This is a genomic window from Streptomyces sp. NPDC053474 (genome assembly GCF_044544845.1).
Lineage (GTDB): Bacteria > Actinomycetota > Actinomycetes > Streptomycetales > Streptomycetaceae > Streptomyces.
In genome coordinates this window covers 84,316-110,064 of the sequence record NZ_JBITXV010000018.1, presented here as the reverse complement: position 1 = coordinate 110,064, position 25,749 = coordinate 84,316, and the positions used below count along the sequence as shown (strand labels likewise).

Here is a 25,749-nt window from a genome sequence, read left to right as displayed (position 1 = left end):
CGCCCGCGAAGCCGAGGCTTCCAAGCGGAACGGTGTCAGGCGCCCTCGTTGAAGTGGACGATTTCCTCGATCGTCTGCCGCAGTTTCAGCTCGTCGTGGTCGGACACGATGGCGTGGCCCACTTTGCCGTACGGTCCGAGCGGCGTATCGGGCGCGGAAGAGTACTCGATCTCGTCGAAGAGGAAGCTCCGCTCGAAGTCCTCGCGGGTGAGTCTTCCCCGCTTCGGGCGGCGCAGCAGCAGATAGCCGTGAAAGCGGTCCGGCGTACGGTCGTCGAGGGTCTGGGTGACTCCCTCCCCGAGCGCGAGGCTGATCTCGGCGTCGAAGAGGTCGACGCCGTAGGTCAATTGGTTGATCTGCGGGGAGAGCGCCCCCGGGAGGCGGATGGCGCACTCGCCGAACGTCAGCCCCGACTCCTGGACGAACGCCTCCAGATGGAACACGCAGGACGGCGCGTCCAGGTGGGTGAGCACCTGCCGGGCGAGCGTCTCCGCCTGGGAGAACAGGGTTTCGTGCCGCCTTTTGTCCAGGAGGTGCGCGGCCAGGACGCCGCCTCGCGCGGCGCGCAGCGGCGAGTCGTGATAGCGCGTCATCGACGACCACCGAAGGCCGCCGTTCTCCCAGATGCCGTCGATGTAGACTTCCGGCGCCGCGATGAACGACTCCGCGACGACGGCGACGTCCGAGTCGCCGGGTAACGGTTCCAGAGCGCGTGCGTATTCTTCGGGAGAGCGGACCACGCTGGTGCGCAGGGACCCGGCTCCCGTCGCGGGTTTGACGACGAAGGTGTCGCCCAGATCGTCGACGAGTTCCGCGAACGTGGTGTCCGGGGTGGCGTATCGACAGCGCGCCCGCGCGATGCCCGCGGGAAGTCTGCTCTTCTGCAGGTACTTGTCCCGGAAGTAGGGGACCGTCCTGGAGTCCGTGTTTCCCGGTAGGCTCAACTGCTGCCGCAGAAAGGTGGCTCCGAACACGCCCATTTCATGGACGGTGAGCACTCCCGCGGCATCGCGGACGCGTGCGGAGAGCACCGCCCGCAGGATTTCCTGGGCGTTCTCGATGTCCGTGACGCGGGTGAAGTCGACGCCGCGGAGCGAACGCGTCGGCTGCTGCACGATGTAGAAGGGATCGAGGCCCCGGCGCCGCAGCGCCCGATCGAGGTCGTCCCGATACCCGATGGTGATGATGGTCGGCATTCTCGTCCCCCGTATGACGGCCAGCCGAACGTTCAAGAAGTCATCAGTGGATTCGCCACTGATTCAGTGGTCGATTTCCTGAGTGGTCGAGCATCACGCTGGCATCGTGGCACACGGGATCCCGCCGTGTGGATACGCGGAACAAGATCCTTTAACCATTCGGCGTGGCGTGAGTCACAAGTTGAGGAGTGCGATGGGGGGAAGTGGGGTACATAGCGCCGCTTTCTCCTCTTCAGGCATTTTGAGTCCACTTGCCCCACTTCCTCTCCAGCTGGATCGGACAGCTGGATCGGACAGTCGATGCGAAGTCCAGACGGCGCGCCGGGGAAGGGCGGGTGGCGAGGCGGTGGAGGGCTGGGCCGCACGCGCCCGTTCTCGCGGCCAAACGCGCTGAATTGAGCCGACCCCGGCCCGCAATTCCAGACACCGGGCGCCAAGAAGCAGGGCGCGAAGCGGAATTGAAAACGGTCACCGATGCAGCCTTTGCGGTGGTGGCGGAATTGCGCTTGACTCCCCTGCGGCAGCCACCGTCGGCACACGTGGGGGGAAACTCCGTGGGGCACGCTCATACGCATCAGCACGGACACGGCCATGACGGCGGAGGCCATGCCGGACACAGTCACGGCGTCTCCGCCGACGCCGACCGGCGATGGCTTTCGCTCGCACTCGTGTTGATTGGCGTTTTCATTGCCGTCGAGACGGTCATCGCTTTCCTGGCCGGTTCCCTCGCGCTGATATCCGACGCCGTCCACATGCTCACGGACGCCTTCTCCATCGTGCTCGCGCTCGTCGCGATGCGGCTCGCCGCGCGGCCCGCCAAGGGCACGTACACCTTCGGCCTGAAGCGGGCGGAGATACTCTCCGCCCAGGCCAACGGGCTCACGCTGCTGCTCGCCGCCGCCTGGCTCGGCTTCGAGGCCGTGCAGCGGCTGCTGCACCCGCCGGAGGTCACCGGCTGGATGGTGCTCGCCACCGCGCTCTCCGGCGTGGCCGTCAACCTCGCCGCCACCTGGTGCCTGTCCAAGGCCAACCGCTCCTCGCTGAACGTCGAGGGCGCCTACCAGCACATCCTCAACGACCTGTACGCCTTCATCGGCACCGCCGTCGCGGGCGTCATCGTCATGACCACGGGCTTCGCCCGCGCCGACACCATCGCCACGCTCTTCGTCGTGGCCCTCATGGTCAAGGCGGGCTGCGGGCTGCTCCGCGACTCCGGCCGCATCCTCCTGGAGGCGGCGCCCGCGGGCCTCGACCCGGACGCGATCGGGGACGAACTCGCCGGGATGCCCTCCGTGGCCGAGGTCCACGACCTGCACATCTGGACCATCACGTCCGGCGAACCCGCCCTGTCGGCCCACGTCCTGGTGCACCCCGGCGGCGACTGCCACGCCGTGCGGCGCGAGCTGGACAAGCGCCTCGCCGACACGTACGGGCTCACGCACACCACGCTCCAGATCGACCACGAGGACCCGAACGCCGCCGCGACGCCGCCCGCCTCCGCCGCCCCGCACTGCCTGAGCGGCCACGGCCCGACGCACCGGGGCGCCCCCCGCGTCCACTGACCCGGCGCCACCCCGGCGCGGGCCCGCCCCGCGCGCGCCGTCCCCGTACGGGTGGTGCGGGGCGGGCGGCGCATACCGGCGGCGGGCCCGGCGCAGAACAACGGGACGTCCACCGTTGCCTGCCGCGTGGGAGCGCCCGTGGGAGTCTGGCTCCTGAACAACTTCTCCATGCTGTCGCTCGTGGCGATGGTCGTCGGCGGAATCCTGGCCCTGTCGCTCGTCGGCAGCGAACTGGCGCACCGCCGCTGGCCCTCCCTCGCCGAGGGCGCGCACAACGACATGGTCGGCGTGGTGCTCAGCGTCTTCGGCGCGATCTACGGCATCATCCTCGCGTTCGTCGTGGTGACGCTCTGGACGCAGCTGGAGGAGGCCGAGGCGGTCGTCTCCACCGAGGCGTCGGACCTGGAGCAGGTCGTGCGGAACGTACGGGCCTTCCCGCCCGCCGAACGCAGCCAGATGGAGGCCGCCGTCAGCGTGTACGTCCACGCGGTGGTGGAGCGGCAGTGGCCGCTCATGCGCGCTGGGAAGGCCGAGCACTCCGTCACCCAGCGCCAGATCGACGGGATCTACGCCGTCCTCCAGGCGTACGAGCCGGACGACGGGCCGCGGCGGGCCTTCTACCGCGAGTCCATCACGCACCTCAACGACGTGGTGGCCCAGCGCCGGGCCCGGCTCACCCAGTCCCACCAGGAACTGCCCCTGCTGCTCCAGGTGTTGGTGTACGGCGGCGCGCTGGTGATCATCCCGCTGACCTTTCTGTACGGCAACCGGAGCCGCAAGGTCCGGTTACTGTTCGTCGGCGCCATCACCGCCCTCATCGGCTTCAGCCTGCTGCTCGTCCTGGTCCTCGACCGCCCGTTCGCGGGTGGGATCAGCGTGAGCCCGGAGCCCTACGCGGAGGGTGCGCTGGCGCGCTTCTGGTGAGGCGGGGCGCCTCGGGGCGGGGCTAATCGGCCGGGGCGTACTGGGCTTCGCCGTGGCCGAGCGACCAGTCGGGCGACGCGTTCTCGAGCACGGTGACGAACACGTTCCGCGGCTCGGTGCCCGCGTACTCCTCGGCGAGTTCGGCGATCCGCCGGTACAGGGCGCGCTTCTGGTCGGGCGTGCGTCCGGCCCGCATGGTGATCGCGACGTAGACGATCCCGTCGTCGCGGCGCACGCCCAGATAGGTGCCGTGCCGCAGTGTGCTGCTGGTGCCGTCGTGGCTGGTCAGGATCTGGAAGTGGTCCTCGGGCGGAATGCCGATCGTCTCCACCAGCGCGTCGTGGACGGCCCGTCCGAGCGCGTCGAGGCGCGCGCCGTCGGCGCGCAGGGCGTCAATGCGGACGAGGGGCATGGCGGGACTCCTTGTGGAGGTGCGGGGCGCCCGGGGCGGGGCCGGATGTGTGTACATACTAGTAGGTACAACCATCCGGCTCCCGCCCGGCCATGACGGGCCTTGGGCCCGCGGGCGGGAGCGGGACTCACCCCGCCACCAGCAGACGCACCGCCAGCGCCGTGATCACCGCGCTGGACGTCAGTGCCGTGACGAGGCGGCCCCGGCGGCCCGTCAGGGCGCGGCCCAGGAGCGCCCCGCCCCCGGCGAGCAGCAGTTGCCAGCTGGCGGAGGCCGCGAAGGCGGCGAGGGCGAACACGGCCTGCCCGAGGCGGTCCGCGTCCGCGCCGGACCCGCTGCCCACCACGAGCGCCGCGAAGTACACGACGGTGGTGGGGTTGAGCAGGGTGATGCCGAGGAAGGCGGTGTACGCGCGGGCCGGGCTCGGCGGGCCGCCGTCGCGGGGCGCGGCCGTGTGCGGGGCGCGGTGCCGCCGGACGGCCGCCGTGGCCGCGCGCACCGCGAGGACGACCAGGACGCAGGCGGAGACCCAGCGCAGCGGGCCCATCACTGGAGCGACGACAGGGGCCGCGGCGGCCCCCGCGACGGTGGCGACCAGGGCGTACAGCCCGTCCGCTGTCGCCACCCCGAGGGCGGCGCACGCCCCCACCCGCCACGACGTCCGGGCGGTGAGCCCCACCAGATACGTCGCGACCGCCCCCACCGGCATGGCGATGCCATACCCGGCGACGAGCCCCGCGACCAGGTGCCCCCTCACCGCAGCGGCGGCGCGGACCTCCACGGACAGCCGGGCTGCTGCTGGCCACGCGCCGAACGGTCGGCGGGGGCGAGCGGCAGCGGGGTGGGTGTCGATGCGAAGGACATGCGCCGAGCTTGCGGCCCCGACCGGGGGCCGGGCAACCGTTTTTCGCCCGCGCCGCGAGGAGCTACCGGAAGAGCCGGACCGCGGGAAAGCCGTCAGGCCACGAGGGTGCGGGCGCAGTCCGTTCACGCCCGGGCGCGGCCTCGCGCGACGGCGCGCCGACGGCCTGCGCGTGGCCTGAACGGTACGCGGGGCCTTGACATCCGCCCCCGCCGCCGCGACGCTCCAACTCGCTCGTGTTAACGCTAACACCGGGCCGGGGCACGCCCCGGGCGCACCCGGTGCCGCTCGGTACACGCCGGTACAACCCGGGAGACGACCCGGGACGCACGGGACCCACCTGGGGGCCGCCCATGTCAGGTACCACGCCCACCGCGCCACCCGCTCTGGCACGCCGCACGCTGATCACCGGCGCCGCCGCGGCCGCCACCGGAGCCCTCGCCACGGCCTGCTCCACCGCCACCGGCCAACCCCGGGGCAAGGTGGGCGTGTTCGGGGACAGCGCCGCCTGGGCCGCGCCGATGACGGCCGCGGGCAAGGCCATGCAGGACGTCGCGGGGCTGCGGCTCGTCCCCGAGGTCAACCCGCTCCTCGAATCCTTCGAGCAGGTCGTCAAGTCCTCGCTGCGCACCCGCAAGACCCCGGACATGCTCAAGTACTGGTCCGGCTACCGCCTGAAGGACCTGGCCCGCACCGGCGGCATCGTCGACCTCTCCGCGACCTGGGACCGCGCCGAGCGCAAGGGCTGGGCCGACCCCGCGCTGCGCTCCGCGTTCACCGAGCGGGGCCGCGTCTACGGCCTGCCGATGAACCTCGCGTACTGGGTGGTGTTCCACAACCCCGAGGTGTTCGCCGAGCACGGTCTGAAGCCGCCGCGCACCTGGGACGACTTCCTGGCCGCCTGCACCCGCCTCAAGCGCAACAAGGTGACGCCGCTGCACGGCACCGCCGACGGCCGCTGGCCCGCCTTCATCTGGTTCCAGGAGGTCCTCAGCCGCCAGGACCCGCGCTTCTACGACGACTTGATGAACGGCCGCGCGCGCTACACCGACCCGCGTGCCGAGCGCGCCCTGCGCACCCTGGTGTCCTTCTTCGACCGGGACTGGTTCACACCGATGGACATGAACCACGTCGACGCCGCCGCGGCGCTCGTGCACGGCAAGGTCGGCATGGTGCCCTGCGGCACCTGGCTCGGCTCCACGCTCGTGGCCGCGGGCGCCGAGCCCGGCCGGAACATGAGCGCCTTCGTCCTGCCCATGGCCGAGCCCGGGGCCCGTCCCAGCGTCGTCTTCGAGTCCAGCGCCCTCGTCGCCACCGTCAAGGGACCCGACCACGACGAGGCCGTGCAGGCGACCGGCGCCTGGCTGCACCCGGCCGTGATGAAGGCCTTCTCGCACACCCTCCAGGACGGCTGCCCCAACCCCCGGGTCCCGCCCGCCAACCCGGTGATCGCCGCACTCCAGAAGAAGGTGCGCGGCGACCGCCTGTGGCTCCTCAACCGCTTCTGGGAGCAGGGCCCGCCCGAACTCGTCGAGGCCACCGTCGACGACCTCGCCGGATTCCTGCTCGACCCCTCCTCGTACCGGAAGGTCCTGCGCACCATGCAGGACCGCGCCGACGAGGCCTGGAAGGTGTGGCGGGAGGCGGGCGAGACATGACCGGGACCGTGACCCCCGCGGGGGCGCCCGCGCCCGGCGCCCGCGAGCGCCGCGTCCGGCGGCGCGTGCCCCTGCGCACCCCGCACCACGCCGCGCGCCCCGGCGCCCGGCTCGGCGGGCCTCTGACCGCGCTGCCCTGGGCCCTGCCCGCCTTCGCGTTCGTGGGCGTCCTGCTCGTCTACCCCTTCCTGCGCAGCGTGTACGGCAGCTTCTTCGAGGACAACGGCTTCACCAGCAGCTACACCGGCCTCGACAATTACACCCGGCTCGCCGACGACCCCATCTTCGGCCGCTCCCTGCTCAACACCCTGATGTGGGTGGCCGGGACGCTGCTCCTGCCGGTGCTCGCCGGGCTCGTCATCGCCCTGGCCACGCACCGCCTGCGCTGGGGCGGCGTCGCCCAGCTGGTGATCGTGCTGCCCTTCGCGATCTCCGGGACCGCCACCGCGGCCCTGTGGTACTTCATGCTGACCTCCGACGGCGCCGTCAACCAGGCCCTGCGCGCCGTCGGCCTCGACGCGTGGGCGCAGACCTGGCTCCTGGAGTGGCCGCAGAACACCCTGGCGCTGATCGTCGCGAGCACCTGGCAGGCGACCGGCCTGAACGTGGTGCTCTTCGCCATCGGCCTGCGCGCCATCCCCCGGGACACCGTCGAGGCGGCCCAGCTGGACGGCGCAAGCGGCTGGCGCATGTTCCGGTACATCACGGTGCCGCAGCTGCGCGCCGTGACCGTCGTCGTGGTCGGCATGGCCATCGTCAACAGTCTGAAGGCCTTCGACATGATCTGGATCCTCACCCAGGGCGGCCCCTCCCGCTCCTCCGAGACCCTCGCCCTGACCATGTACCGCGAGACGTTCCGCCTCTTCCACGTCGGCTACGGCTCGGCGATCGCCCTCGTGCTCTCCGTGGTCGTCGTCGCCTCGTCCTGGCTCTACCTGAGCCGTCAGATGCCCGACACGGGTTGGTCGAGGGCCTGAGGGAGGGATTTTTCATGGCGGATGCGCCGCAACCATCAATTGAGGAACCACGATGGTGGGAGTGGGGTCCGCGAGAGCGGCGGCGGTTTAGCCGCATAGGACTGCACGCCTTCGTCGCCGGGTGCGTCGCGCTCTGGCTGCTCCCGCTGTACCTGCTCGTCGTCAACGCGCTGACCCCCGTGGCCGCGTACGAGGGCAAGCCCGACTGGACGTTCCAGGGCTTCGCGCTCGTGGACAACGTGAGGACCGCCTGGGACGAGGCGGGCATCGGCGACAGCTTCCAGGCCTCGCTCCTGTACGCCGTCGTGTGCGGCCTCCTCGCGGTGCTCGTCGCGGCCATGGCGGCGTTCGCGGTGGTCGTCCTGCCGATCCCGCGGCCCGCCCTCTGGTTCTGGCTGATCTACTCCGGGACGCTGTTCCCGCTCCAGATCTTCCTCGCGCCGCTGTTCGGCCTGTACGCGGACGCCAACCTGTACGACACCCGGCTCGGCCTCATGCTCGTGTACGTCGCCTGGGCGGTGCCGTTCGCCTTCTTCCTGATCCGCAATCAGATGACCACGATGCCCCCCGAGTTGACGGAGGCGGCACTCATCGACGGGGCCTCCTTCACCCGCATCTTCTGGCGCGTCCACGTGCCGCTGATGCGGTCCGGGCTCGGCGCCGCCTTCCTCTTCCAGTTCACCGCCGTCTGGAACGACCTGCTGCTCGGGCTCACCCTCAGCCGCAGCCACGACGTCCAGCCGGTCATGGCGTCGCTCGCCACCCTGCGCGCCACCTACGCCTCCAGCGGGCCGCCCGTGATCCTCGCGGGCGCCCTCGTCGTGTCCGTGCCCACGCTGCTGCTGTTCCTGGTGTTCCGCGGCCTGTTCCTGCGCGGCATGGCCGCGTCCGTCCGCTGACCGCCCGCCACCCGGGGAGATCCGCATGACCACACGGGCCCTGGTCCGCACCGCCGACTGGGACAACGACCGCGTCCGCGCCAGCCTGCGCTCCGGCGTGGTCGGCGCCGAGGGCACCCTCGACGGCGCCGCGCTGCGGCTCAGCGAGGAACCCCTGCTGCGGGAGGCGGCCGACGGCACCCTGCTCCAGTCGCTGCGGATCGACCCCGTGGGCGGCTCCCGGGTCCCCGCCGAACTGGCCGTGCGCACCGGCGCGGGCACGGCGGTACGCGCCGAGCGCGTGGCCGGGCCCGGCGGCGGCGCCCGGCTGCTCGTGCCCGCCGTGGACACCGCGACGCGCCTCACCGTCGGCCTGCCGCAGGGGGACCACGGCATCACCGTCCAGCTGACCCCGCAGCGCCGCTGGACCATCCACCTGGTGCACCACTCGCACCTCGACATCGGCTACACCGACCCCCAGGGCCAGGTCCTGAACGAACACCTGTCGTTCCTCGACTCCTGTCTGGAGCTGACCCGGGCCACCGACGACTGGCCGTCCGAGTCCCGGTTCCGCTGGTGCGTCGAGTCCCTGTGGTCGCTGCGGCAGTGGGCCGCCGCCCGGCCCGCCGAGCAGGTCGAGGAGCTGATGCGCCGCGTGCGGGAGGGCCGCATCGAGCTGACGGCGATGCCCTTCAACCTGCACACCGAGACCTGCTCCACGGACGAGCTCCACGAACTCCTGCGCCCGGCCCACGAGATCCGCGAGGCCCACGGCGTCACCCTCACCGCCGCGATGCAGACCGACGTGCCGGGCGCGGTCGTCGGGCTCGTCGACGCCCTCGCCCAGGCGGGCGTGCGCTACCTGTCCGTCGCGCACAACTGGGCGGGCCGCTCCGTGCCGCACCTCGTCGGCGGCGAGCGGCTGCCCCGGCTGTTCCGCTGGCGCGCTCCGAGCGGCGCGAGCGTCCTGGTGTGGGTCACCGACACCCCGCACGGCCTGGCCTACATGGAGGGCCCGCTGCTCGGCTTCGACACCTCGTACGCGGACGTGGACGACCTGCTGCCCGCCTACCTCACCTCGCTGGCCACCCACCCCTACCCCTACCGGGGCGGCATCTTCGGCTGGGCCATGGACCACGTCGACGTCAAGCGCGAGCCGTACCCGTGGGACGTGCTCCACCTGCGCGTACAGGGCAAGTTCGGCGACAACGCGCCGCCGCGCCGCGTCATCGCCGACACCGTGCGCCGCTGGAACGAGACCTGGGCGTACCCGCGCCTCAGGCTCTCCCGCAACGAGGACTTCTTCCGCGACGCCGAGGCCCGGATCGGCGGGGAGATCCGCACCTTCGAGGGCGACTGGACCGACTGGTGGGTGGACGGCGTGGGCGCGGGCGCGCGCCCGCTGTCGCTCGCCCGCACCGCCCAGTCCACGGTCGCCGACGCCCAGACCATCGGCACGTTCGCCGCTCTCCTCGACGCCACGGGGGCCGAGGACGACACGCGGGACGCCGCCGGGGTGTACGAGGCGGTGTCGCTCTTCGACGAGCACACCTGGGGCGCCGGCGACCCGTGGACGCACGGCGACGAGGGCGGCCACTCCGGCGAGCACCAGTGGCACTGGAAGTACGGACAGGCCCTGCGCGCCCACGACGACGGCGCCTCGCTGCTGCGCCGGGCCTCGGCCCGGCTCGGCCAGCGGCTCGCCGCCGCGCCCGGCGCCCTGGCCTCGTACCACGTGGTGAACACCTGCTCCTGGCCGCGCACCGACGTCGTACGGATCTTCCTGCCGGAGAGCACGGTGCCGCTCGAGGAGCGGGTCACCGTCCACGACGCCCGCGACGGCCGTGCGCTGGCGCACGAGGAGCGGCCCCAGACCAACGACGACCACCGCGACGCGGGCCGCTTCCTGCTGGCCCGCGTGGACGAGGTGCCGTCCGCGGGTTCGGTGCGCCTGGACGTACGGGCCGACGCCGGGCGGGCCGGGCGACGCGACGCGCACCCCGTCGTCAAGGCCGCCACCGGCTGGAACCCCACCGGCGGCACCGAGCGCGAGGACCCCGCCGAGCGGGCCGCGCGCGCCGCGGCCCACCCCGAACCGACGCTCCTGGAGAACGAGTACCTGGCGGTCCGCGTCGACCTGGCCCAGGCCTGCGTCGCCTCCGTCATCGACAAGTCGACCGGCCGCGAGCTCGTGCGCGCCGACGCGATCGTCGGCTTCAACGGATACGTCCACGACAGCTACACCACCGCCGGGGCCTTCAACCACAACTCCAGCCGCACCACGGCGTCCGAGCGCCTGGAGCACCTCGGGCGGCGCGCCGTCGCCCCGCCCGCCGCGCTCATCGACCGCACCTCCACGGCGACCGCGGAGTCGGTCACGTACGAGACCCGTCCGGCGGGCGCGAACCGCCTCCGGGTCACCCTCACGCTGCCGCGCGGCGTGCCCCGGCTCGACGTCGAGAACCGCCTCGACAAGGACCGGACCCTCGGCAAGGAGAGCGCCTACTTCGCCTTCCCCTTCGCCTTCGACCACCCCGTCGTGCGCATGGAGGCCTCCGGCGGCGCCACCGGCACCGGCCTCCCGGTGGTGCCGGGCTCGGCGCGGCACATGCGGGCCGTGCGCCGCTGGGTGACCCTCGCCGACGACGGGCTCGCGGTCGCCTGGTCCACGCAGGACGCGCCGCTGGTGCAGTTCGGCAACATCGCGCTGCCGTACGCGCCGTTCCCGAAGACCCTCGGGCACGACGAGCCCGCCACCGTCTTCTCCTGGATCCACAACAACCTGTGGGACACCAACTTCCCCAGCGAGCAGGGCTTCGCGTTCACCTTCCGCTACAGCGTCGCCTGCGGTCCGTCGGCGGCCGGGCTCGGGACCCGGACGGCGGCGGCGTGGAGCAGGCCGCTGCGGGCGGTGCGGGCCCGGGGCGCGACGGGGGACGCCCCGGCCACGCACTGCTTCGCCGCCCTGGACGACCCGCGGGTGCGCCTGGTCGGCGCCACCACGCCCCGGGCGGGCGAGACGCTGCTGCGGCTGCAGTCCTTCGCCGAGGAGCCGGTGGCGTGCCGCGTGCGGATCGGCTTCCCCGCGCGCACCGCCCACCGGGCGGGCTACCTGGGCGGCAAGGGACCCGAACTCCCCCTGGAGGACGGGGAGGTGAGCGTCGACGTGCCCGCCCTCGGCACGGCGGCGGTGCTGTTCGTGCGCCAGTGAGAGCTGGCACGTCGCTGTCGCAGCGGTAAGGAGATGGTGTGTACCGGCTCGATCCGCGCTACGGCCCCGCGCCCGGGGCCGTCCTGGCCACCGGCTGGCCCGCCGTGGCCGCACAACTGCCCAGCGGTCCGCGGACGGTGGCCGTGGAGGGGCCCCCGTCCGTGGACTTCGACCGGCTTGCCGCCCGGCTCGCCGCACACCTCGCCGCGCCCGTGCGGACCCTGGACGTGCGCGCGCACTACGCGCCGCCGTCCTCGGTCCGCGAGCGCACCGAGGACGGCGCCGGTGACCCGTACTACTGCAAGCTCGCCGCCAACCCCCTCAGCGACCTCTTCGACACCCTGCCGCACGTGGCCGGGGCGCCGGACACCCTGTGCCTCGTGTACGGCCCGGGCGCCTCCCTCGTCCCGCACGACGTCCTGTGGTACGCCGACGTGCCCAAGCGGTACGCGGAGGCCGCCGTCGCCGCGGGCACCGGCCGCAACCTGGGCCTGCCGCACGCACCGGGCGACCTGCGGCGGCTCTTCTACGTCGACTGGCCCGTGCTCGACCGGCACCGCGACGCGCTCGCCCCGCGCGTCGACGCCTGGCTCGACGTCCAGGACCCCGACCGGCCCGTCCACCTCGACGGCGACGGCCTGCGCGCCACCCTGGCCCGCCTCGCCCGCGGTCCTGTGCGCACCCGCCCGTACTTCAACTCCACGCCCTGGGGCGGGCATTGGGCGCAGCGGCGGCTCGGCTTCGCCGCGGGTGCCCGCAACACGGCACTGGGCTACGAACTCATCGCCCCCGAATCGGGCGTCCTCATCGGGACCGGCCCCGACCGCCAGGCCGAAGTGCCCTTCCAGCTCCTGTGCGTCCTGCACCCGGAAGAGATGCTCGGCGCCGACGCGCACGCCCGCTTCGGCACCTCCTTCCCGATCCGCTTCGACTACCTGGACACCGTCGACGGCGGCGACCTCTCCGTGCACTGCCACCCCCGCGAGCGGTACATGCGGGAGCGGTTCGGCTGGCCCTACACCCAGCACGAGTCGTACTACTTGACGCTCGGCGGCCCCGACACGCGCGTGTTCCTCGGCCTGCGCGAGGACGCCGACCCCGTCCTGTTCCGCAAGGAGGTCGAGGAGGCCGCCCGGGACGGCGTGCCCATGGACCCCGAGGACCACGTCCTCACCTTCCCCGCCGAGCAGGGCCGTCTCTTCCTCATCCCCGCGGGCACCCCGCACGCCAGCGGCGCGGGCAACCTCGTCCTGGAGATCAGCGCCACGCCGTACCTGTACAGCCTGCGCTTCTACGACTGGCTGCGCCCCGACGCCGACGGCAGACCGCGCGCGCTGCCCTACGAACACGGCCTGGCGAACCTGGACACCGACCGGCGCGGCGACGCCGTCGCCCGCGACCTCGTCCAGGAGCCGCGCGCCCTGCGCACGGGCCCGGGCTGGCGCGAGGACCTCATCGGCGCCCTCGACGAGATGTTCTACGAGGTGCGGCGCTTCACCCTGGACGCCGGTGCCGAGGCCACCGACGACACCGCCGGGCGCTTCCACGTCCTGAACGTGGTGGAGGGCGAGGGCGTGGAGATCCGCACGGCGGCGGGCGCCGCGCATCCGCTGTCGTACGCGGAGACCCTGACGGTGCCCGCGGCGGTCGGCCCGTACCGCGTCGCCGCGCGCGGCGGGCCCGCGCGGGTCGTCAAGGCGCTGGTCCGGCCGCCCGCCGCGGGCCGCTCGTGAGGGCCGTCCTCGAACTGGGCGGCACCCATGTGACGGCGGCCCTCGTCGAGGCCGCCCGCGTCGTGCGCCGGGTGCGCCGCGGTGTCGAGGCGCGTGGCAGCGCCGAGCACGTCCTTAGCGCCGTGGTGCGCTGCGCCACCGACCTGGACGCGGCGCCGGGCGAGGTGTGGGGCGTCGCCTTGCCGGGCCCCTTCGACTACGACAAGGGCGTGGCCCGCTACGAGGGCGTCGGCAAGTTCGACGACCTGTACGGGATCGACGTGGGCTCCGTCCTGCTCGACGGCGTCTGGCCCCGGCCCGCGGGCGTGGCGTTCCTCAACGACGCGCACGCCTTCGCGCTCGGCGAGTGGCACGCGGGCGCCGCGCGCGGCCACCGCAGATGCGTCGGCATCACCCTCGGCACGGGCGTCGGCTCGGCCTTCCTCGCCGACGGCACCGTGTGCCGCGAAGGGCCCGGCGTGCCGCCGCTGGGCCGCGTCGACCTGATCCGGTGCGAGGGCCGCCCGCTGGAGGACACCGTCTCGCGCCGTGCCGTCATCGCCCGCTACGGCGACCGCGCCGCGGACGTGCGGGACATCGCCGCCCGCGCCCGCGCGGGCGAGGGCCGGGCCGCCCGCGTCCTGTACGCGTCCCTGCGCCCCCTCGGCGCCGTCCTCGCCCCGTACGTGCGGGACTTCGGGGCCACGGCGCTTATCGTGGGCGGCGGCATGGCCGCGTCCTGGGACCTCGTCGGCCCCGCGCTGCGCGACGGCCTCGGGGACACCCCGGTCGCGCTGCGCGCGGCCGCGCTCGGCGAGGACGCGGCACTCGTGGGGGCGGCGCTGTACGCGCGCCAGCGCTAGCGGCCGCGCCGCGCCGGGGGACACCGCGCGGCCACAGGAGACACCGTGCGGCGGGGAGAGAGGAAAGGAAGGCCCGGATGCCCGGAACTCCGCGGGAGCCCGAGTCCGAGGGCGGGACGGGAGCGCCCGCGCGCGGCCCCGCCCCGCGCGAGTCCAGGAGCGGCAAGGCCACCCTCCGGGACGTCGCCGAACGCGCCGGGGTCAGCGCGATGACCGCGTCGCGGGTGCTGCGCGACGACCCCCGGGTCCACCCGGCCACCCGCGACCGGGTCCGCGCGGCCGCCGCCGCGCTCGGCTACCGGCCCAACGAACTGGCCCGCCGCCTGCGCCTGGGCCGGGGGACGGGCCTCGTCGGCCTGGTGGTCACCAACCTCGCCAACCCCTTCTACTCCCGGCTCGCCCTCGGCGTCGACTCCGTGCTCGCCCCGGACGGCCTCAAGACGGTGATAGGCAACACGGGGCAGGACCTGGACGCCGAACGGGACCTGGTCGAGGACCTGGTGGGCCGCCGCGTGGACGGCATCATCGCCGTGCCCGCGGGGGACGACCAGCGCCACCTCGCCGCCGCGGCCGCCGAGGGCGTCCCCGTGGTCCTCGCCAGCCGCCCGCCCGAGGGCTTCGCCGCGGACTGCGTCCTGGTCGACGACTTCGGCGGCGCCCGCGCCGCCACCGCGCGCCTGATCGCACGCGGCCACCGCCGCATCGGCTTCCTCGGCTCGCCGCCGACCGTCTACACCGGGACCGAGCGGCTGCGCGGCTACCGCTCCGCCCTCGCGGACGCGGGCCTGACCGGCGACGAGCGGCACGTCCGCCAGGGGCAGACCCGGCCCCGCCAGGCGGAGCGCGCGGCCACCGAACTCCTGGGCCTGCCCGATCCGCCCACGGCCCTGTTCTGCTCCAACAACCGCAACACCATAGGGGCGTTCCGGGCCCTGCGCGCGCGCCGCACCGACACCGCCCTCGCGGGCTTCGACGACTTCGAACTCGCCGACGCCCTCGGCCTGCCCCTCACCCTCGTCGCCTATGACAGCGACGAACTGGGCCGCGAGGCGGGCCGGTTGCTCCGCCACCGCATGCGCGAGCGCGCCCCGGCCGACGGCCCGGTCACGGCCGCGCGACGGGTGGTGCTCCCCACCGAGCTGGTCGAGTACGGCGACTGACCCCAGGGAGCCGGTCGTACGCGCTCAGCAAGTGAACCCGGGGGCCTCCCGGGTCAGCACCCCCGTCGTCGGCTCGACCGACCACGCCGCGCGCAGCTCGTCGGCGAGCGAGGAGACCAGCTTCGGCACGTCCTGGGCGGCGGTGCCGTGCAGGGCCTCCGCGATGATCAGGACGTCGGACGTGGTGGCCCGCACGGCCGAGTGACCGCTCTGGCGGTTGGTCCAGCGGCGGGCGTGGGCCCGGCCCCGGCCGTCGGCGAAGACGACCTCGCCCGCGTCGGGCCGCTCGACGCCGCCGGAGAACGTCTCGTAGGCCTCGTCCCCCGTGGCGTACCGGACGTCGAGGTCCCCGCTGATGCGGGAGAGGTCGAAGACGCCGACCGGGATGCCGTACGCGAGGGACACGGCGTTGCACAGGTCGATGAGCGGGTGGATGCGCGGCAGCGAGCCGTCCTTGCGGAAGCGCCGCAGCAGGGACTCCGAAGCGCAGCGGTACTGGGTGGGTTTGATCCCGAGCGTGGCGAACGCCCGCCGCCAGGCCTGGACTTCGGGGAACTGGCTCTCCGGCGCGGCCGCGAGCCGCTCGGCCGCCGCCGCGCCGTACCGGGCGACCGGCTCGTCGACCGGGACGTCCGGGGTGATGCCACGGGCGTGGAGCACGCCGGGGACCAGGGCCGGGAAGTCCCGCCACAGGCCGGGATCATGCTGGAAGTACACGGTGATTCCGATCAGGAGAGGGTGAAAGGGGGAAGGCGAGGGCCCGCTAGGAGAGCGCGAGCTTCGCGCCCAGCGCGGCGAACGCGCCCGCGAAGACGCGCCGCAGCCACGTCACCACTGCGGGCCGCGCGATGACGTGGTCGCGCATAGCGGCCGCGAACCGTCCGTACGCGGCGAACACGACGAACGTCAGGAGCATGAAGTAGCCGCTGAGTTCGAGCATGCGGAGCACCGCGTGCGGATGGCCGTCGGGCACGAACTGCGGCAGGAACGCGAAGAAGAACAGGGTGAGCTTGGGGTTGAGGAGATTGAGCAGCACCGCGTCGACGATCACCCGGGCCGAGGAGCGCGGCGCGTCGTCCCGCTCCGCGGTGAGCGCGCTGCGGTCGCGGAGCGTCTTCCACGCCATGAAGAGGAGGTACGCGACACCGAGGTACTTGAGCGTCTGGAACGCCAGCGCGCTGGTGTGCAGCAGCGCGGCCAGGCCCGTGATCGCCGCCAGCAGGTGCGGAACGATGCCCAGGGTGCAGCCGACGGCCGCGACGACGCTGGCGCGCGGGCCGCGCGAGAGGCCCGCCGAGACGGTGTAGAGGACCCCGGTGCCGGGCGTCACGGTCATCACGAGCGTGGTGAGCAGAAATTCCATGGCTTGACTCTGTCGTCACAATGGTTCGGTGAACAGGTCCAATGGATCTCCCCCTGACAGGTCCAAAGCGGTCGGCGCGCCCGAGCCCACCGCCGCCTCCGACTTCCTCCAGCTGAACACCGCCGAGGCCCCGCGGGGCGGCATGGCCGACTGGCTGGCCCGCCAAGTCCGGCGCGCGGTCGCCGACGGCCTGCTTCCGGTCGGCAGCCGACTGCCCGCGACCCGGGTGCTCGCCGCGGAGCTCGGCGTCTCCCGCGGCGTGATCACAGAGGCGTACCGCAGGCTGACGGAGGACGGGCACGTGGCCGGGCGGGGGAGGGGCGGCACCGTGGTCGTGGCCGCGCCACTGGCCTCGCCAACGGTGCCCAGCACCAAGGGGTTTGACGTACCGTCAGGCAGTAGCCCGCTGTTCAGGCGGCCGCCCGGAACGGACGTCTTCGACGCGCTGCGGGCCGCGCCCGCCCGGATCGACCTGTCGCCCGGCCTGCCGGACCTCGCCGCGTTTCCGCGCGCCGCCTGGCTGCGCGCCGAGCGGTCCGTGCTCGCCGGGCTCGTGCCCTCCGACTTCGGCTACGGCGACCCGCGCGGCACCCCGGCCCTGCGCCGCGCCGTCGCCCGGTGGCTGGCCCGCAACCGGGGCATCGCGGCCGACCCGGACGAGGTGCTGATCGTCGCGGGCACCGCCCAGGCGCTCGGCCTGCTCGCCACCGTGCTCCAGGGCGTGGGGATCTCCCGCGTCGCGGTGGAGGACCCCTGCTCGCTCGGGCTCCGCCAGCACCTGCGCGTGTCCGGCCTCCAGGCGCCGCCCGTGTCCGTGGACGCCGACGGCATCCGCGTGGACGCGCTGCGGGACACCGGCGCCCCGGCCGTCCTGCTGACCCCGGCCCACCAGTTCCCCACCGGCGTGGTCCTCGGCGGCGGACGGCGGCGCGAACTCGCCCGGTGGACCCGCGACGGCGGCCTGATCATCGAGGACGACTACGACGCCGAGCACCGCTACGACCGGCCGCCCGTCCCCGCCCTGCGGTCCACGCTCCCCGACCGCGTCGCGTACGCGGGCAGCGTGTCCAAGCTCCTCGCGCCCGCCCTGCGCGTGGGCTGGCTGCTCGCGCCCCGGGCACACCACGCCGCGCTCGTGGACGCCAAGCGCTTCGCGGACCTCGGCAACGCGGCGCTGCCGCAGCTGGTCCTCGCCCATCTGATGGAGTCCGGGGACCTGGAGCGCCACCTGCGGCTGCTGCGCCGACGGCACCGCGCCCGCCGCGACGCCATGATCGAGGCCATCCGCACGCGGCTGCCGGGCGCCGTCGTGCACGGCGCCGCCGCGGGCCTGCACCTGATGGTGACCTTCCCGCGCGGGGCCGCGGACCGCGCCGACACCGAGCTCGCCGCGGCGGCCCTGGAGCGTGGCGTGAAGGTGCAGCCCCTGTCCTGGCACGCCCAGCGCCCCCAGCCGCCGGGTCTCGTCCTCGGCTACGCGGCGAGCACGCCGACCGACATCCGCGAGGGCGTGGCGGTCCTGGGCACCCTGGTCTCCTGAGGTCGCGTCCGCACGGCTCGGGCCCCGGCCTTGATCCGGTGCTGCACGGGGCGCATGATGAGGGCATGCCCACGCACCGCGCCCACGCGTTCGGACCGGCCACCGTGCCGGACCGATGTGGTTGCGCGCGCGGCGGCTTGTAGCGGACCCCAGGTCCCTCGCCGCCCGCCCCCGTACGCCGTCCGCCGTGCGGGCCCCCTGCGCTCCGGAGGTGCCCCATGTCCGTCGCGGAAGCCCCGCACCCCGCCGACCCCGGTCCGCTGCGCCCCGCGCGGATTCCCGCCGACGGCCTGTACGAGGGGCGGCGCGTGCTGCGCCGCACCCCGCAGGGCTGGCAGGACCGGCCCTACGAGCTGTTCGAGGTCGTACCGCAGGCCGCCACCATCGGCGCCGAGATCCACGGTGTCGACCTCGCCCGGCCGCTGTCGCCCGCCCTGCGCGAGGAGGTGGACCGGGCCCTGCTCGAATGGAAGGTCCTGTTCTTCCGGGGGCAGCACCTGAGCGGCGAGCGGCAGCGCGCGTTCGCCCGCCACTGGGGCGAGTTGGAGACCAATCCGCTGCTGGAGCGCGGCGACAGCGACGAGGTGGCGCGGTTCGACAAGGGCGCGTCGTCCGTGCCCACCTTCGAGAACGTCTGGCACGCGGACGTGACCTTCCGCGAACGCCCCGCGCTGGGCGCCGTCCTCCAGCTGCGCGAGGTCCCGCCGTTCGGCGGCGACACCCTGTGGGCCGACATGGCCGCCGCGTACGACAACCTCGCGGACGAGGTGAAGGAGCGCGTCGAGGGCGCCGTCGCCGAGCACGACTTCCTGCCCGGCTTCCGGCGGTTCTACGGGCCCGAGCGGCTCGCCCGGTGGCAGGAGGCCTTCCCGCCCGTGCGCCACCCGGTCGTGCGCAGGCACCCCGGGACCGGTCGGCGCACGCTGTTCGTGAACGCCTCCTTCACCACCCGGATCCTCGGCGTGGAGCGGACGGAGAGCGACCGGCTGCTGCGGCTGCTGTTCCAGCAGGCCCATGTGCCCGAGTACCAGGTGCGGTTCCGCTGGCGGGCGGGTGACGTCGCGTTCTGGGACAACCGCGCCACCCAGCACTACGCCGTCGCCGACTACGGGGCCGCCCGCCGGGTCGCCGAGCGCGTGGCGATCGCGGGCGACCGGCCGTACTGATCCCGGGGCGCGCTCAGGAGCCGGAGGCGGGCGGCACGTAGAAGTCCGTGGTGGCCGACGTCATCGCCGCGACGGTCGCCGCGGGCGTGCCGTAGGCCGCGTTCGCCTTCCCCCAGGCCTCGCTGCTGGCCGTCAGGAACGCGCGCGCCTCCTCGGACTCGCTCCAGGCCTGCGTCGCCTCGCGGTCGAAGGCCTCGCCCTCGGCGAGGTACCTGCCGAGGCTGACCAGGCCGAGGTCCCAGCCGACGCCGGTGGCGCCGGGGCCGTAGGTGTTCCAGAACGCCGGGTCGACGACGGCCACGTGCTCCAGCTCGAAGCGGGTGCGCTCCTGGCCCTCGGGCGTCAGGCGCACCTCGACCTCGCTGAATCCGTCCTCCTGGGGCTCGCCGAAGATCCAGCTGACCCGCAGCAGGCGGGGCGGTTCGCAGCGCAGCACCTCGCCGCCCGCGTTGCCCTCCAGCTGGTAGTGCCCGCCGGGCTTCAGCTCACCCGTGACGGGCAGGAACCAGCGCCCCAGGCGCTCCGCGTCCGTGCAGGCCTCCCAGACGTCGTGGACGGGCGCGTCGTACGTGCGGCGCATGACGATGCCGCGGCCGGTGCCCTGGGGGGTCTCGGTGTCGTGCACCTGGCGGTGCATGGCGTTGATCAGGTCGACGATGTCAGCCATCGGAGGTCTCCTCGCTCTCTTCCGTGGCGGTACGAGGTTCCGTACCGCGCTCACCACCCCCTGGTGTGCTGCCGTGCGACCGCCGGGCCCGCTTGCCCCGGGCCAGTTCCGTACCGAGCGCGTCCAGGCGCTGCTCCCAGAAGCCGCGGAAGCGCCCGAGCCAGGCGTCCACCTCGCGCAGCGGCGCCGCGTCCACGGCGTAGAGCCGGCGGGCGCCGTCGGCGCGCACCGTGGCGAACCCGCTCTCGCGCAGGACGCGCAGATGCTGGGACACGGCGGGCTGGGAGATCGAGAACTCCTCCCGGATCGCGGCCGTCACCGCGCCGGAGCTCTGCTCGCCCTCGGCGAGCAGCTCCAGGATGCGGCGCCGGACCGGATCGCCCAGCACGTCGAATGCGTGCACGGCCCCAGCATGCCACCCCTGCCTTATATAAGGCAACTCTTATACGCTCAGAACGCGGCCCGGTGCCCGTCGGAGAGCGGCGGGGCCGCCCCGCCCCGCTCGGTCCGTGCCTCGATGGCGTGCAGCACGGCGACCATGTCAGCGCCCCCGTGGCCCAGCGCCACGGTGTCCGCGTACAGCTCGTGGCAGACGTCGAGGAGCGGCGAGGCCACACCGGTCGCGCGGGCGGCGGCCGCGACGAGCTGATTGTTCTTCAGGACGTCGAGGGCCGCAGCCTGGACGCCGAAGTCCCGGGCGAGCAGCTTGGGCGCCTTCATCCGCGAGACGCCGCTGGCCATCGGCCCGGCGTCGAGGACCTCCAGGAACTGCCGGGTGTCCAGGCCGTGCCGCTCGGCGAAGTGGAAGGACTCCGCGAGCCCGGTGACCGTGGTGATCAGGAAGAGGTTCACCGAAAGCTTCATCACCAGCGCGTTCGGGACGGGCCCGCACACGAACGCCTCGTGGCACAGCGGTGCGAGCAGCGGGCGCACCCGCGCCACGTCCGTCGGCTCCCCGGCGAGCATCGCGACGAGCCGCCCGGCCTCGGCGGGCGCGCGGGAGCCGGAGACCGGGGCCTCCACGTACCGCCCGCCCGCCGCGCGGACGTCGGCCGCCAGGCCCTGGGAGTACTCGGGCGACGTCGTGCCCATGTGGACGACGGTCCGGTCGGCGACGCGCGCGGCGAAGTCCGGCGCGCCCCGCCCGAGGACGGCGTCGATCGCGTCGCCGTTCGCGAGCATCAGGATCACGACGGGCGCCTTCCGGAAGACCTCGTCGGGGTCCGCCGCGACGTGCGCCCCGGCGGCGCGCAGCGGCTCGCACTTCGCCGCGGTGCGGCTCCACACGATCAGCTCGGCGCCGGAGCCGGCGAGGCGGAGTGCCATGGGCTGCCCCATGACGCCGAGTCCCACGAATCCCACGTCCACGCGCGCACCCCCGTACTCCGGCCTCGCGGCCACGGTTATGACAGCCGTCATAGCTATGACGGCTGTCATAGTAGTCCCGCGCGGGGGCGGTCGGCAGGCGGTACGAGAACGAGAAGAGGAGAGCGGCGATGGGGTCCGAGCGGGGGCCGCGCGAGCGGATGGTGTTCAGCGCGGCCCAGCTGCTGCGCGGCGGTGGCGTCGCCGCCGCCGGGATGCGGGACGTCGCCGCGCGCGCGAACGCGCCGCGGGGCTCGCTCCAGCACTACTTCCCCGGCGGCAAGGAGCAGTTGGTCAACGAGGCCGTCGAGTGGGGCGGCGGCTATGCGGCGGGGCGCGTGCGGCGGTTCGTCGCCGACCTCGCCGCGCCCTCGCCCAGCGGCCTGTTCGCCGCGATGGTCCGCCAGTGGACCGATGAGCTGGAGTCCGCCCCGGACGCCACCGGCTGCCCGGTCGCCGCGGCCGTCGTCGACCGCGGGGGCTCCACGGAGTCCACCCGGGCCGCCGCCGCTGCCGCGTTCGGCCGCTGGAGCGGGGCGGTGGCCGGGGCGCTCACGGACATGGGCGTGCCCGCCGCGCGCGCCGAGCCCCTCGCGACCCTCATGATCAGCACCCTGGAGGGCGCCCTGCTCATCGCCCGCGCCGAACGGGACGCGCGGGCCCTGACGGCGGCGGTCGCCGAACTCGGCCCGCTCCTCGACGCGGCGGTCACCGAAGGGACGTAAGGGACTTAGGACGTAAGGGACTCAGGACGTCCGGCTACGCGTGCCCGCTGTCGCACATCGCCCGGGGCCGACGGCACGGCAGCGTCAGGGCCTCCCGCACGATCGGATGGTCGAGGTACCGGGCGACCAGGACGAGATGGGCCCGTTCCCCGGCGGCCGGGACGTCCTCGCCCGGCAGCTCGGGGAAGCCGGAGTCGGCCGGGGCGGGCGGCTGGCCCGCGCCGCGCCGCCCGGCGGCGTACAGGAGCGTGGCGGCCGCCTGCGCCGCGACGACGTCGACGCCGGGGTGCGCGCCCCCGCGGGCCAGCTGGGCCACGGCGTGGGCGGGCGCCGCGCTCATCCACGGCCTCAGGCCGCGGGCGCCGTCCCGGATCTCGACGAGCCTGCGGGACAGGGCGATGCGCGTGTCCCAGCCGTCCCAGGCGAGGCCCGGCGTGAGCACCAGCCGGGGATCGCCGCCCACCACGGTCTGCCACAGCGGCCGCAGCGCGAAGTAGTCGCGCCGCTCCTGGCGGCGGGCGTGCACCGAGAGGCGGACGAGGCTGTGGGTGGCGACGAGCGCGCTGGCCGCCGTGGTCAGCCAGGCGCCCTCGGCGAGCGCGTCGAGACCGCGGCCGTGCGCGGCGCCCGCCATGGCCACGAGCAGACAGACGGCGTGCACCAGGTCCAGGGCGACGGCCACCGCGAAACCCCGTACGGACCGGTCGAGTTCGGGCGTGAGCCCGGGGGCGCCGAGGGCCAGGAGCGCGCGGCACTTGAGCACGGTGGCGGTCACGGCCGCCGACAGGGCGAGGAAGTACACCACGTGCAGCGCCACGATCTGGGGCACGCGCGCGTGGTCGGTTGCTAACAGCAAGGGGCGGGCGGGCCCGTCGAAGTCCGTCAGGGCGAACAGGCCCGTGAGGACGACGAGCGTGCCCCCGTACAGCGGCGCCCAGGCCCGCACCTTGTGCCGCAGCGGCACGCCGCCAGGGTCCGGCGGATGCCACAGGTGCGCCAGGAGATGGGCGTGGCCGACGCGCAGCAGGGCCGCGCAGTCGATGAGCAGGGCGGCCAGGTGGGGCACGCCGGTGAGCTCGCCGACGGCGTGGTAGACGGCGGGCGTGACGAGGAGGAAGAGCGCCGCCGAGTGGAACAGGGACGACGCGGTGAGCTTGAGGACCAGGGCCGGTTCGCGCCGGGCCGCGAGCGCCTTGACGGTGCCGAGGGCCAGGCTGACGGCGGCGACGGTGAGGCTGACCGAGGACAGCAGGGCGTGCCACATCAGACGTCGGCGCGCCGGTGGGCGAAGGACGAGGTCAGGGCGCCGGCATAGCTCACCGCGGGGTCGAGGCACAGCATCAACAGGCCCACGGTGGCGAAGACTTCGGCGGCCCACTCCTCGTCCTCCCCGTGCTCCGCGGGCGCCGCGGCGTCCTCGCGCACCACCGGCGTCCCGGTGCGCGGCCGGGCGGGCCGGAAGAGCACCTCCTCGACCACGGCGGGAGGCAGGGAGGGCATCTGCGCGCTCACGGCGCCCAGATCGAGCAGGTCGCAGGCCGCGACGGCGTACGGGTTCGGGGCGGGCGGTCGGCCGCACAGCAGGTGGTAGAGCTCGTGGAGCAGGACGTGCAGCCCTTGCCGCTCGCTGGTGAGGGCGGTGACGACGATGGTGTCCTCCGCGTCGCCGCGCACACAGAAGCCGCTGACGTGCGGGGGCAGGGGCACCCGCAGGACGGTGAGGGGCCTGCGGCGCCGCCGGACGACGGCCTGGAGGAGCTCCTGCAGGCCCTGGCCGGGGCGCAGCCCGAGGTCGTCGTGGATGATGCGGACGGCCCGCCGCCGCGCGCGGCCCCAGGCGCGGCGCCTGCGGACGGCGTCGAGGATGCGGGCCGGGGCGTCGGTGACGCGGACCTCGCCGGTGTGGCGCCAGGATGTGGAGGCGCCCGCGAACAGCACGGGTCAGCGCTCCCGGGTCGGCCGTGAGGGGTGCGGCACGGGGCCGATTCCCGGCCCGGGCACGGTTCTTCGTGGGCGCGTCGCGAGACGCGGGCGCGGTGCCCGTGCGCTGGCGGTTCTCATAGGCCCTTCACACTCCCCGTTCCGCCCCTGTGACAGACGTGTGCCCGCTGACCTGCGCTGGGACATTATCAGGCTGATTTCGTACGGCGGCGTCGGCTGGCGTTGCGACAGTACGAATGTGGTGTTTTCCCGTGGTGCGGAGGTGAGTTGAGTAGCGAGTGCGCTGGTGGGTATCGGCCGCGCGGTGACGCGTACGGGGCGCCCGTTTGTACGGCCGGCAGGACACGGGGGAGAGCACGAAACGGAAGCTGCTGCCGTGCGACTGCCAGTTTTGACCGAAAGTCGAACGCTTTACGGCCGGTTATGGTGTCAACAATTGAAGACAGTGCTGGCCGGGGATGGTTCGGACGGATACTCTCAGGGCGCCCAACGAGTTCCGTGGCCCATGGAGACCCTCAGGTGAACGCAGCCGACCACCAAGCGGCGCCCGGACACGTGATCGCCCGTCTCCTCGATGACGTCGACGCCTATGCCGCGCGCCTGGGGACCACGCGCGGGCGGCTCCTCGACCTCACGCTCATCTCCCGCGCGACGGGGATCGAACCCGAGCGGGTGCGGGCCCTGTTGAACGGCGAGCCCCCCGAGGACGAGCCGCACGAGAAGTACGCGCGCGAGACGTTCCGCAAGGCGCTCTTCCAGCAGCGGCTGCGCTTCCTGCAGCGCACCCGGCTCAAGGAGACCCCGGCGGGCAGGGAGCCGTACGGGCTCAGGGAGATCTCGCGCGCGACCGGCATCTCCGCCCAGCACGTGTCCAACCTCCTGAACGGCGAGCGCGGCGCGAACCACGACCACGCCGCCCGCCTCGAACTGTTCTTCCGCGTGCCGGAGGGCTTCTGCTCCCGCACCGAAGGCGCCGCCCTGGTCGCCTACTTACGGCGCATGGTGCACGAGGACCTGCCCAAGCTGGCGACGCACGCGGTGCTCCAGGAGCTCGGTGCCCGGTCGGTCGCCCTGCGCAGCACCGCGGACGGGGCGCAGATCGACACGCTGCGGGACCTGCTGCCCGCCCTGGACGAGCTGGTCAGGGCGATCCAGGAGCGGAAGCCCGACGAGGGTCACGGCTCGGGCGACGGGTCCGCGTAGGCCCGGTGGACCGGCTCGCCCGGGTCCGGGCGGCGGGTCCGCCCGGGCCGGGTCGGGGTTCGCCGGGCGGGGCGCTACGCGCGTTGCCGCGCGGCACCGTACACCGTGCGGCGCTCCGCACCGAACACTGTGCGGTGCTCTGTACCGACTTGCCTCAGTCGCCAGCGCCATGACATGCGTCGTTCTCAATCGTTGACACCGCCTGTGATAGTGCATCAGGATCTGTCTACGCCAGAGCCAGGGGCAGGTTGGCTCTGACGGGGAAGGAAACCTGCCCGGATGTTCCATTCGTCCGTATGGTCGCTGTCGTGACTTCTCCCGTGGGGGCGGGAGTGCTCGGTAAGCGGCCGACGGTCCTGCTCAT

At 73.7% G+C, this 25,749-nt stretch carries 23 protein-coding genes; 13 read left to right on the top strand and 10 right to left on the bottom strand.

The features are described from left to right. Positions 1 to 35: 35 nt before the first annotated feature. Positions 36 to 1,196: an acetyl-CoA carboxylase biotin carboxylase subunit family protein gene (locus ACIG3E_RS34050; protein ID WP_399623610.1), complete on the bottom strand. Its 1,161-nt coding sequence runs from the start codon at positions 1,194 to 1,196 to the stop codon at positions 36 to 38. A 539-nt stretch (positions 1,197 to 1,735) separates the two neighbouring features. Between ACIG3E_RS34050 and ACIG3E_RS34045 the strand changes: the two genes are divergently transcribed. Both ACIG3E_RS34045 and ACIG3E_RS34040 read left to right on the top strand, forming a co-directional pair. Next, the gene (locus ACIG3E_RS34045; RefSeq protein WP_399623608.1) at positions 1,736 to 2,758 is read left to right on the top strand and encodes a cation diffusion facilitator family transporter; all 1,023 of its coding nucleotides are present in this window, start codon (positions 1,736 to 1,738) and stop codon (positions 2,756 to 2,758) included. Between the two features lie 138 nt (positions 2,759 to 2,896). After that, the gene (locus ACIG3E_RS34040; protein WP_399623606.1) at positions 2,897 to 3,682 is read left to right on the top strand and encodes a DUF4239 domain-containing protein; all 786 of its coding nucleotides are present in this window, start codon (positions 2,897 to 2,899) and stop codon (positions 3,680 to 3,682) included. A gap of 22 nt (positions 3,683 to 3,704) precedes the next feature. Here ACIG3E_RS34040 and ACIG3E_RS34035 read toward each other — a convergent pair whose 3' ends face one another. Further along, positions 3,705 to 4,094 (bottom strand): tautomerase family protein, encoded by a 390-nt coding sequence (locus tag ACIG3E_RS34035; protein ID WP_399623604.1) that lies wholly within the window; start codon positions 4,092 to 4,094, stop codon positions 3,705 to 3,707. Positions 4,095 to 4,221: 127 nt separating this feature from the next. Further along, positions 4,222 to 4,851: a LysE family transporter gene (locus tag ACIG3E_RS34030; protein WP_399623738.1), complete on the bottom strand. Its 630-nt coding sequence runs from the start codon at positions 4,849 to 4,851 to the stop codon at positions 4,222 to 4,224. A gap of 458 nt (positions 4,852 to 5,309) precedes the next feature. On the opposite strand from ACIG3E_RS34030, the gene ACIG3E_RS34025 reads away from it, so the two are divergent. The 7 genes from ACIG3E_RS34025 (at position 5,310) to ACIG3E_RS33995 (ending at position 15,415) form a co-directional block, all read left to right on the top strand. Further along, positions 5,310 to 6,614, top strand: a complete 1,305-nt coding sequence (locus ACIG3E_RS34025) for an ABC transporter substrate-binding protein (RefSeq protein ID WP_399623602.1) — start codon at positions 5,310 to 5,312, stop codon at positions 6,612 to 6,614. Further along, complete coding sequence (locus ACIG3E_RS34020) at positions 6,611 to 7,591, top strand: carbohydrate ABC transporter permease (RefSeq protein WP_399623601.1); 981 nt, start codon at positions 6,611 to 6,613, stop codon at positions 7,589 to 7,591. Before ACIG3E_RS34025 ends, ACIG3E_RS34020 begins: the two co-directional genes overlap by 4 nt. Positions 7,592 to 7,605: 14 nt before the next feature. After that, entirely contained in the window at positions 7,606 to 8,490 is an 885-nt protein-coding gene (locus ACIG3E_RS34015; protein WP_399623599.1) for a carbohydrate ABC transporter permease, read from the top strand. Between the two features lie 25 nt (positions 8,491 to 8,515). Beyond that, the gene (locus ACIG3E_RS34010) at positions 8,516 to 11,680 is read left to right on the top strand and encodes an alpha-mannosidase (RefSeq protein ID WP_399623597.1); all 3,165 of its coding nucleotides are present in this window, start codon (positions 8,516 to 8,518) and stop codon (positions 11,678 to 11,680) included. Positions 11,681 to 11,718: 38 nt separating this feature from the next. Next, a complete protein-coding gene (locus ACIG3E_RS34005; RefSeq protein ID WP_399623595.1) occupies positions 11,719 to 13,413 on the top strand; it encodes a class I mannose-6-phosphate isomerase in 1,695 nt (564 codons plus the stop codon). Further along, on the top strand, positions 13,410 to 14,255 hold the full coding sequence (locus ACIG3E_RS34000; protein WP_399623593.1) for an ROK family protein: 846 nt from the start codon (positions 13,410 to 13,412) through the stop codon (positions 14,253 to 14,255). Before ACIG3E_RS34005 ends, ACIG3E_RS34000 begins: the two co-directional genes overlap by 4 nt. Positions 14,256 to 14,332: 77 nt before the next feature. Further along, positions 14,333 to 15,415: a LacI family DNA-binding transcriptional regulator gene (locus tag ACIG3E_RS33995; protein ID WP_399623591.1), complete on the top strand. Its 1,083-nt coding sequence runs from the start codon at positions 14,333 to 14,335 to the stop codon at positions 15,413 to 15,415. Positions 15,416 to 15,439: 24 nt separating this feature from the next. Here the strand turns inward: ACIG3E_RS33995 and ACIG3E_RS33990 are convergent, their stop codons facing one another. Next, positions 15,440 to 16,132 carry a B3/4 domain-containing protein gene (locus ACIG3E_RS33990; protein WP_399623588.1) on the bottom strand — a complete coding sequence of 231 codons (693 nt, stop codon included), beginning with the start codon at positions 16,130 to 16,132 and terminating at the stop codon, positions 15,440 to 15,442. Positions 16,133 to 16,178: 46 nt separating this feature from the next. Further along, positions 16,179 to 16,778, bottom strand: a complete 600-nt coding sequence (locus ACIG3E_RS33985) for a LysE family translocator (RefSeq protein WP_399623587.1) — start codon at positions 16,776 to 16,778, stop codon at positions 16,179 to 16,181. 28 nt (positions 16,779 to 16,806) lie between these two features. Here ACIG3E_RS33985 and ACIG3E_RS33980 point away from each other — a divergent pair, with 28 nt between their 5' ends. Next, complete coding sequence (locus ACIG3E_RS33980; protein WP_399623585.1) at positions 16,807 to 18,318, top strand: PLP-dependent aminotransferase family protein; 1,512 nt, start codon at positions 16,807 to 16,809, stop codon at positions 18,316 to 18,318. 218 nt (positions 18,319 to 18,536) lie between these two features. Next, complete coding sequence (locus tag ACIG3E_RS33975; protein WP_399623583.1) at positions 18,537 to 19,484, top strand: TauD/TfdA dioxygenase family protein; 948 nt, start codon at positions 18,537 to 18,539, stop codon at positions 19,482 to 19,484. A 13-nt stretch (positions 19,485 to 19,497) separates the two neighbouring features. Here ACIG3E_RS33975 and ACIG3E_RS33970 read toward each other — a convergent pair whose 3' ends face one another. Genes ACIG3E_RS33970 through ACIG3E_RS33960 form a run of 3 tightly spaced genes read right to left on the bottom strand, consistent with a single transcriptional unit; the run spans position 19,498 to position 21,570 of the window. Next, positions 19,498 to 20,151: an SRPBCC family protein gene (locus ACIG3E_RS33970; RefSeq protein ID WP_399623581.1), complete on the bottom strand. Its 654-nt coding sequence runs from the start codon at positions 20,149 to 20,151 to the stop codon at positions 19,498 to 19,500. Further along, complete coding sequence (locus ACIG3E_RS33965) at positions 20,144 to 20,554, bottom strand: ArsR/SmtB family transcription factor (protein ID WP_399623579.1); 411 nt, start codon at positions 20,552 to 20,554, stop codon at positions 20,144 to 20,146. Before ACIG3E_RS33965 ends, ACIG3E_RS33970 begins: the two co-directional genes overlap by 8 nt. Positions 20,555 to 20,601: 47 nt before the next feature. Beyond that, the gene (locus tag ACIG3E_RS33960) at positions 20,602 to 21,570 is read right to left on the bottom strand and encodes an NAD(P)-dependent oxidoreductase (protein ID WP_399623576.1); all 969 of its coding nucleotides are present in this window, start codon (positions 21,568 to 21,570) and stop codon (positions 20,602 to 20,604) included. A 77-nt stretch (positions 21,571 to 21,647) separates the two neighbouring features. On the opposite strand from ACIG3E_RS33960, the gene ACIG3E_RS33955 reads away from it, so the two are divergent. After that, the gene (locus ACIG3E_RS33955) at positions 21,648 to 22,241 is read left to right on the top strand and encodes a TetR/AcrR family transcriptional regulator (protein WP_399623574.1); all 594 of its coding nucleotides are present in this window, start codon (positions 21,648 to 21,650) and stop codon (positions 22,239 to 22,241) included. 34 nt (positions 22,242 to 22,275) lie between these two features. Here the strand turns inward: ACIG3E_RS33955 and ACIG3E_RS33950 are convergent, their stop codons facing one another. Together ACIG3E_RS33950 and ACIG3E_RS33945 are read right to left on the bottom strand one after the other, a co-directional pair. Then, entirely contained in the window at positions 22,276 to 23,505 is a 1,230-nt protein-coding gene (locus ACIG3E_RS33950; RefSeq protein WP_399623572.1) for an MAB_1171c family putative transporter, read from the bottom strand. Continuing rightward, positions 23,505 to 24,179: a hypothetical protein gene (locus ACIG3E_RS33945; protein WP_399623570.1), complete on the bottom strand. Its 675-nt coding sequence runs from the start codon at positions 24,177 to 24,179 to the stop codon at positions 23,505 to 23,507. The genes ACIG3E_RS33950 and ACIG3E_RS33945 overlap by 1 nt, the downstream gene beginning before the upstream one ends. Positions 24,180 to 24,701: 522 nt before the next feature. Between ACIG3E_RS33945 and ACIG3E_RS33940 the strand changes: the two genes are divergently transcribed. Beyond that, positions 24,702 to 25,385 (top strand): transcriptional regulator, encoded by a 684-nt coding sequence (locus ACIG3E_RS33940; protein WP_399623568.1) that lies wholly within the window; start codon positions 24,702 to 24,704, stop codon positions 25,383 to 25,385. The last annotated feature ends 364 nt before the right edge of the window (positions 25,386 to 25,749 follow it).

Excerpts from the sequence above, each read along its gene's own strand:
- ACIG3E_RS34050 (WP_399623610.1), bottom strand. The coding sequence starts at position 1,196 with ATGCCGACCATCATCACCATCGGGTATCGGGACGACCTCGATCGGGCG.
- ACIG3E_RS34035 (WP_399623604.1), bottom strand. The coding sequence starts at position 4,094 with ATGCCCCTCGTCCGCATTGACGCCCTGCGCGCCGACGGCGCGCGCCTC.
- ACIG3E_RS34025 (WP_399623602.1), top strand. The coding sequence starts at position 5,310 with ATGTCAGGTACCACGCCCACCGCGCCACCCGCTCTGGCACGCCGCACG.
- ACIG3E_RS34020 (WP_399623601.1), top strand. The coding sequence starts at position 6,611 with ATGACCGGGACCGTGACCCCCGCGGGGGCGCCCGCGCCCGGCGCCCGC.
- ACIG3E_RS34015 (WP_399623599.1), top strand. The coding sequence starts at position 7,606 with ATGGCGGATGCGCCGCAACCATCAATTGAGGAACCACGATGGTGGGAG.
- ACIG3E_RS34010 (WP_399623597.1), top strand. The coding sequence starts at position 8,516 with ATGACCACACGGGCCCTGGTCCGCACCGCCGACTGGGACAACGACCGC.
- ACIG3E_RS33995 (WP_399623591.1), top strand. The coding sequence starts at position 14,333 with ATGCCCGGAACTCCGCGGGAGCCCGAGTCCGAGGGCGGGACGGGAGCG.
- ACIG3E_RS33985 (WP_399623587.1), bottom strand. The coding sequence starts at position 16,778 with ATGGAATTTCTGCTCACCACGCTCGTGATGACCGTGACGCCCGGCACC.
- ACIG3E_RS33975 (WP_399623583.1), top strand. The coding sequence starts at position 18,537 with ATGTCCGTCGCGGAAGCCCCGCACCCCGCCGACCCCGGTCCGCTGCGC.
- ACIG3E_RS33970 (WP_399623581.1), bottom strand. The coding sequence starts at position 20,151 with ATGGCTGACATCGTCGACCTGATCAACGCCATGCACCGCCAGGTGCAC.
- ACIG3E_RS33960 (WP_399623576.1), bottom strand. The coding sequence starts at position 21,570 with ATGACGGCTGTCATAACCGTGGCCGCGAGGCCGGAGTACGGGGGTGCG.
- ACIG3E_RS33955 (WP_399623574.1), top strand. The coding sequence starts at position 21,648 with ATGGGGTCCGAGCGGGGGCCGCGCGAGCGGATGGTGTTCAGCGCGGCC.
- ACIG3E_RS33950 (WP_399623572.1), bottom strand. The coding sequence starts at position 23,505 with ATGTGGCACGCCCTGCTGTCCTCGGTCAGCCTCACCGTCGCCGCCGTC.